This is a genomic window from Bradyrhizobium lablabi (assembly GCF_001440475.1).
In the GTDB taxonomy this organism is placed as follows: Bacteria; Pseudomonadota; Alphaproteobacteria; order Rhizobiales; family Xanthobacteraceae; genus Bradyrhizobium; species Bradyrhizobium lablabi.
Genome location: NZ_LLYB01000052.1, coordinates 14,434 through 15,425 on the forward strand (window position 1 = coordinate 14,434; position 992 = coordinate 15,425).

1 protein-coding gene is annotated in these 992 nt (G+C 58.9%); it reads left to right on the plus strand.

Annotated features, from left to right (window positions below):
- Positions 1 to 971 (plus strand): tetratricopeptide repeat protein (locus CQ14_RS45945; RefSeq protein ID WP_430650153.1); only part of this gene is annotated, 971 nt, incomplete at both ends.
- Between the last annotated feature and the right edge of the window lie 21 nt (positions 972 to 992).

Consider the following 992-nt stretch of genomic DNA (forward strand, 5'->3'; position numbering starts at 1 on the left):
TTCGCAATCCTTGAAGAATATCGCCGAACCGATGCGGGTCTGGCGCGTCCCATACGGTCGCGCCGTGCCAGCCGTGCCGAACCGCTGGCCTGTTGATGAGACCCTTGCTCTGCCCAATAAACCCTCGATCGCCGTTCTGCCATTCACCAATATGAGCGGTGATCCCGAACAGGACTACTTTGCTGATGGAATGGCCGAGGACATCATCACGGCGCTGTCGCATTTCAAGGCGCTGTTTGTCATCGCCCGCAACTCGAGCTTCATATACAAGAGGCGCGCCGTCGACGTGAAGCAGGTGGGGCGCGAGCTTGGGGTGCGCTACGTGTTGGAAGGCAGCGTTCGCAAAGCGGCAAATCGAGTGCGCATCACGGGACAGCTCGTCGATACCGCCACCGGGGCACATCTTTGGGCAGACCGGTTTAATGGTGGGCTCGGCGACATCTTCGATCTGCAGGACCAGATGACTGAAAGCGTTGTAGGGGCGATCGCGCCAGCGCTGGAAAAAGCCGAGATCGAGCGTGCCAAGCGCAAGCCGACCGAGAGTCTCGACGCCTATTCCCTCTATTTACGCGGGTTGGCCAGGTTTTATCAGTTTACTAGCCGGCAAGCGAACGAAGAGGCATTACGCCTGTTCAATAGCGCGATCGAGCTCGATCCGGATTTTGCATCTGCCTACGGTCGTGCTGCCTTTTGCTACGCCAAAGCGAAGGTCAATGGCTGGATTTCAGTCACACCGAGCGACATTGCCGAAGTGACAAGGCTCGCCCAGCGGGCGGTTGAGTTGGGCAAGGATGACGCGATCGCGCTCGCTGCCAGCGGGTTTGCGATAGCGCACATTGTTCGCGATCTTGAGCTAGCCGCCGGCTTAATCGATCGCGCGCTTGTGCTCAATTCCAATTTAGCCGAGGCATGGAGTTTCAGCGGCTGGGTAAAAAACTGGCTCGGCGAGCCGGAAGCGGCGATCGAGCGCTNTCGCGCGTGCCATGCGCCTG